The sequence below is a fragment of the Aeromicrobium sp. REDSEA-S32_B7 genome, from assembly GCF_001626145.1.
Lineage (GTDB): Bacteria > Actinomycetota > Actinomycetes > Propionibacteriales > Nocardioidaceae > Aeromicrobium > Aeromicrobium erythreum.
This window is the reverse complement of the sequence record NZ_LUNF01000234.1, coordinates 1-5,253: the sequence shown is the minus strand read 5'-3', so window position 1 is coordinate 5,253 and position 5,253 is coordinate 1. Positions and strand designations below refer to the sequence as shown.

General features: G+C 71.1%; 6 protein-coding genes. 3 read left to right on the top strand and 3 right to left on the bottom strand.

The features are described 5' to 3' along the window. Positions 1-86 precede the first annotated feature (86 nt). The 3 genes from A6Q79_RS15030 to A6Q79_RS15020 all read right to left on the bottom strand — a co-directional run bounded on the left by A6Q79_RS15030 (position 87) and on the right by A6Q79_RS15020 (position 2,185). Positions 87-920: an ABC transporter ATP-binding protein gene (locus tag A6Q79_RS15030; RefSeq protein WP_286689652.1), complete on the bottom strand. Its 834-nt coding sequence runs from the start codon at positions 918-920 to the stop codon at positions 87-89. An 82-nt stretch (positions 921-1,002) separates the two neighbouring features. Then, positions 1,003-1,632 (bottom strand): DinB family protein, encoded by a 630-nt coding sequence (locus tag A6Q79_RS15025; protein WP_286689651.1) that lies wholly within the window; start codon positions 1,630-1,632, stop codon positions 1,003-1,005. A 22-nt stretch (positions 1,633-1,654) separates the two neighbouring features. Continuing rightward, positions 1,655-2,185, bottom strand: a complete 531-nt coding sequence (locus A6Q79_RS15020) for a hypothetical protein (RefSeq protein WP_286689650.1) — start codon at positions 2,183-2,185, stop codon at positions 1,655-1,657. 67 nt (positions 2,186-2,252) lie between these two features. On the opposite strand from A6Q79_RS15020, the gene ftsE reads away from it, so the two are divergent. The 3 genes from ftsE to A6Q79_RS15005 all read left to right on the top strand — a co-directional run. Further along, positions 2,253-2,942 carry a cell division ATP-binding protein FtsE gene (gene ftsE / locus A6Q79_RS15015; protein WP_067855594.1) on the top strand — a complete coding sequence of 230 codons (690 nt, stop codon included), beginning with the start codon at positions 2,253-2,255 and terminating at the stop codon, positions 2,940-2,942. 9 nt (positions 2,943-2,951) lie between these two features. Next, positions 2,952-3,866 (top strand): permease-like cell division protein FtsX, encoded by a 915-nt coding sequence (ftsX, locus tag A6Q79_RS15010; protein WP_067855597.1) that lies wholly within the window; start codon positions 2,952-2,954, stop codon positions 3,864-3,866. Positions 3,867-4,021: 155 nt separating this feature from the next. Further along, a partial coding sequence (locus A6Q79_RS15005; protein ID WP_317698701.1) for a M23 family metallopeptidase occupies positions 4,022-5,253 on the top strand: 1,232 nt, incomplete at its 3' end.

Sequence of the window (5,253 nt, the reverse complement as noted above, 5' to 3'; positions counted from 1 at the left end):
GTCGGACGCCTCCTCGGTGGTGCCGCAGGCGGCGAGGGCGGTAGCGAGGATCGCAGTGGCTGCCACGAGGGGCAGGCGGATGGACGTCACGGGATCTCCTGGGGGGTGAGGGTGCGGGAGTGGTGGCGGGCGACGGCGCGGGTGCGGACGTGGCCGGTGGACGGGTCGACGTGGACGTCGACCCGGATGCCGTAGGCGGCGGTGAGCCGCTCGGCGGTGAGCACCTCGGCCGGGGGGCCGGAGGCGGCGACGCGACCGTCGACGAGCAGCACGACCTCGTCGGCGATGGCGGCGGCCTGGTCGAGGTCGTGCAGGACGATGCCGACCGCGATGCCGTGCTGGTCGGCCAGGTCACGCACGGTGTCGAGCAGCTCGACCTGGTAGCGCAGGTCGAGGAACGTGGTGGGTTCATCGAGCAGGAGCACCGGTGTGTCCTGGGCGAGGCAGCTGGCGAGCCAGACGCGCTGCAGCTGTCCGCCGGAGAGGGTGTCGACGGCGCGGTCGGCGAGCTCGTCGACGCCGCACAGGGCCATCACGCGCTCCACGACGGCGGGTCCGTCGGGGTCGCCCGCACCCCAGCGTCCGCGGTGCGGGTGCCGGCCGTACTCGACGACCTCGCGCACCGACACGCCGCCGGGCACGCTGCGCGACTGGGACAGCAGCGTCAGTCGCTGCGCCACCTCGCGGCCGGAGAGGTCGGCGAGGCGGGTGCCGTCACCGAGCTCGACCTGACCCGCTGCGGGGGTGTGCAGATGTGCCAGGGAACGCAGCAGCGTCGACTTGCCGGACCCGTTCGGGCCGATCAGGGCGGTGACGCACCCGGCGCGCAACGTCACGTCGACGCCGTGCACCACCGTCGCGCGTCGGTAGCCGGCGACGACGCCGGTGCCGCGCAGCTGCGGGGCGGAGAGATCGACCATGGCGATCAAGGTAAGGCATACCTACCTTCTCGTCCCCCGGCGGGTGCGTCGTGACGCCCCGCGGTCCAGGAGGTCTCGCGCCTCAGGCGGATCGTTCGGCGGCCTCGCGTGCCGTGCGGTCGACGCGCGCCACGTGGTGCTGCCAGGTGACGTCGTCGGGCAGGTTCGTGGCGTCGGGCCGCAGCCCGGCCAGACCGTCCAGGCGCTCGCGGAGCACGTCGGCGTGACCGGCGTGCCTGTGTGCCTCGGCGACCATGTGCACCAGCACGCGCCGCAGCGTCACCACGTCGCGCGGGGCGGTCCACCACGGCACGACCCCGGTCGCGTCGAGGTCGAGCGCGTCGATCGTCGCGTCGGCGTGCGCCCACGCGCGGTCCACGTAGCCGAGCGCCTCCGCGAGGCTGACCTCGGCCGGCACCACGAAGTCGGCGTGGGGGTCGGCGTCAACGTCGGGCGTCGGCTCGGGGAACGGACGGTCGAACACCACCCCGAAGTACTCGCACGCGCACACGGCTGTGTGGTGCACCAGCCCGAGCAGGCTCAGGCCGGTGGGCGTGAGGCTGCGGCGCGCGTCGAGCTCGTCGAGACCCTCCACCTTCCAGCGCAGCGCGTCACGCGCCGTGTAGAGGTAGTCGCGCAGGAGGTCCTTCTCGGGCACGGTGCCGTGGACGTCGACGTCGACGTCGACGTCGGGGCTCTGGGGCTCGGCCATGCCTCGACCCTGCCACCGCGCGTCAGTCGGGTCGAGCCCTGCTGCGACGTCGGTTCAGGCCGGGCACCTTCTCGAGCATGCCCGCGAGGTCCGTCGCGGTGTCCAGGAGCGCGTGGATGTCGGGTCCGACGTTCTTCATGTCCTCCAGGATCGGGACGATGTCGGTCTCGAGCTTCTCCACGAGCATCGGCAGGTGATCGATGAGGCCCACCAGCGCCTCGATCTCGTCGGGCGACGTGGTCTCGGAGATGCGCTGCAGCGTGGGGGCCAGCCGCTCGATCGACGGACCGAGGTCGTCGAGGATCGGTCCGAACGTGTCGAGCAGGCCCTGCGCCCGCGCGAGGGTCGGCTCGACGCTGGCCACCGTGCCCGCGGTGCGCACGACGACGGCGTCCGCCGCCTTGCGGGTGGCGTCGATGTCGTCGACCAGCCGGTGCGCGCGGCGCACCAGGTCCTCGGCCGAGTCGAGCAGTCCCACGGCCCGCGGCAGCAGCGAGGCGGCCGCCTCGACCAGGTCCGGCAGACGGCGCGGGTCGGGCAGGCGGGGGAGCATGCCGTCACGCTACCGAGCGCGGGCGAGTCTGCACGGGGACGTGGACCCGCGTGCCTAGACTCGTCGGGTGATTCGCTTCGACAAGGTCACCAAGACCTACCCGGGCCAGAAGCGTCCTGCGCTGGACGCCGTCGACCTGGAGATCGAGAAGGGGGAGTTCGTCTTCCTCGTCGGATCCTCGGGGTCGGGCAAGTCGACGTTCCTGCGTCTCGTCCTGCGCGAGGCGCGGCCGACGTCAGGGCGCGTGCACGTGGCCGGCAAGGAGATCAACAAGCTCTCGTCCTGGAAGGTGCCGAAGCTGCGCCGCCAGGTGGGCACGGTCTTCCAGGACTTCCGCCTCCTGCCCAACAAGACCGTCCACGAGAACGTCGCGTTCGCGCTGCAGGTCATCGGCCGCTCGCGCTCCGAGATCGACCAGCTGGTGCCCGAGACGCTCGAGATGGTGGGGCTGGAGGGCAAGGGCCACCGCATGCCCGACGAGCTGTCCGGCGGCGAGCAGCAGCGCGTCGCCATCGCCCGCGCGTTCGTCAACCGGCCGATGATCCTCATCGCCGACGAGCCCACCGGCAACCTCGACCCCACCACCAGCGTCGGCATCATGAAGCTGCTCGACCGCATCAACCGCACCGACACCACCGTCGTCATGGCCACCCACGACTCCTCGATCGTCGACCAGATGCGCAAGCGCGTCATCGAGCTCGACGAGGGGCGCGTCGTGCGCGACGAGGCCCGCGGCATCTACGGCTACCAGTCCTGAGGCGATCCTGTGCGCACCATCCTGAGCGAGCTCCGCGCGAGCCTGTCCCGCAACACGTCCATGACCATCTCGTTGGTCGTCACGATGACCGTCTCGCTGCTGCTGGCGGCGCTCGGCCTGCTGCTGCAGAGCCAGGCCGACCGCACCGAGCAGTTCTACGGCGACCGGCTGCAGGTGCAGGTCAACCTGTGCACCGACAACTCCACGGCGCCCACGTGCGTCGGCGGTGCCGCGACGAAGGACCAGACCGCAGCCGTCCGTGAGGCGCTGTCGACGAACCCCGAGGTCAAGTCCTACGACGTCCGCAGCCCGCAGGAGAACTACGACAAGGCCCGTGAGCTGCTCGGCCAGACCGACTCCGGCAAGGCCCAGCTCGACACCGTCGAGCCGTCGGACTTCCCCGAGTCCTACTTCGTCACCCTGAAGGATCCGCAGCAGTTCGACGGTCTCGTCAGCCAGGTCTCGGGCATGGACGGCGTCGGCAACGTGCAGTCGCTGAAGAAGCTGCTCGGACCGCTGTTCGAGATCCTCGACAAGATGCGGTGGGCCGCGCTGGCCACGTCGCTGCTGCTCATCGTCGCGGCGATCCTGCAGGTGTCGAACACCATCCGCATGACGGCCTACGCCCGGCGTCGCGAGATCGGCATCATGCGTCTGGTCGGCGCCTCCAGCTGGCACATCCAGCTGCCGTTCGTGCTCGAGTCGCTGCTCGCGGCGCTGGTGTCGGCGGCATTGGCGGCAGGAGGCCTGGCCGCGTTCATGTCGTTCGTCGTCTACGGCTACCTGCGCACCCAGCTGGGGGAGCTGACCACCTGGATCAGGTGGCAGGAGGCGGCCGCCGTCATGGGCTACACGACCGTGCTCGCCATGCTCCTGGCGCTCGTCCCGACACTCGTGATGACCCGCAAGTACCTTGACGTGTGACCGTGATGGCCTAGAGTCACACCAGTAACACCTGCACCACCCGCCTCGCGGCGGGTCGCCTCGCAGTTCTCCTTCCCCAAGGCCGAGGTCCCATGTCCCACCGCACGTCGTCCCGTCCCACCCGTACCGTCACGCGTCGTCACGCGGGGCGGGGCGTGCTCGCGATCCTCGCGACCTGCGCGCTCGTGGTCGGGCTGATGAACCCGGTGCTGGCCGACAAGAAGGACGACCTCCAGCGTCAGAGGCAGGGCGTCAACGGCAAGATCGACGGCGCCCAGAAGTCGCTCGACTCCTCCAGCGCCGCGTACGCGAAGGCCGCGAAGGCGCTCGACGCCGCGCAGGCCAAGCTCTCGTCGGCGCGCGCGACGCTCGGCAAGACCCGCGGCCAGCTGGCCGTGTCGCAGGCCGAGGACGCCCGCATGCAGGCCGAGCTCGACCGCAGCCAGGCCGCCCTCGACAAGGCCGTCGCCGACCTGAAGAAGGGGGAGCGGCGGCTCAAGGCGTCCGAGGACGAGGTGAAGGCGTTCACCGTCCAGACCGTGCAGGAGGGCGACCGCGGGATGAAGGCGTTCGGCGAGCTGCTCGGCGGCGAGAGCCCCTCGACGTTCACCGACCGGATGAGCCTCAACGCCTCCGTCGGCGACGCGCAGGTCTCGCGCATGCAGAAGCTCGCGGCCGCCAAGGTCATCCTGCGCCTCAACCGCGACAAGGTCGAGAAGCTGCGCGACCAGGTCGCTGTGGCCCGCCAGGCCGCCGCCGCCAACCTGCAGAAGATGACCGAGCTCGAGGCCGCCGCCGAGGCGCAGACCGCCGAGGTCGGCAAGCTCGTCGACGCCCGCGCCGACGCCAGCGGCAAGGCGCGCGCCGCGAAGGTCGAGGACGAGCGTCTGCTCGCCGCCTACGAGGCCGAGCGGAACCGCCTCAACAACGAGCTCGCCGAGCTCGCCCGACGCGAGCTGGAGCGCCAGCGCGCCCGCGAGCGCGCCGGTCGTGGGGGCAGCGGCAACAACGGCGGCCTCTCCGGCGGCGACGACAACGGTGCGCTGTCCTACCCCGTCAACGGCCCGATCACGTCGCCCTACGGCATGCGCGTGCACCCGGTCACCGGTGTGTACAAGCTGCACGACGGCACCGACTTCGGCGTCGGCTGCGGTACCCCGATCCACGCCGCCGCGAGCGGCACCATCATCCAGCAGTACTACAACGCCGGCTACGGCAACCGCGTCATCCTCGCCAACGGCATCAAGCGCGGCCAGAGCATCGTGACGACGTACAACCACCTCTCCGGGTTCGCCCGCAGCGCCGGCGCCCGGGTCTCGCGCGGCGAGGTGATCGGCTACGTCGGCAGCACGGGCTACTCCACCGGCTGCCACCTGCACTTCATGGT

Coding starts and splice junctions, on each gene's coding strand:
- A6Q79_RS15020 (WP_286689650.1), bottom strand. CDS start 2,185: ATGCTCCCCCGCCTGCCCGACCCGCGCCGTCTGCCGGACCTGGTCGAG.
- A6Q79_RS15030 (WP_286689652.1), bottom strand. CDS start 920: ATGGTCGATCTCTCCGCCCCGCAGCTGCGCGGCACCGGCGTCGTCGCC.
- A6Q79_RS15025 (WP_286689651.1), bottom strand. CDS start 1,632: ATGGCCGAGCCCCAGAGCCCCGACGTCGACGTCGACGTCGACGTCCAC.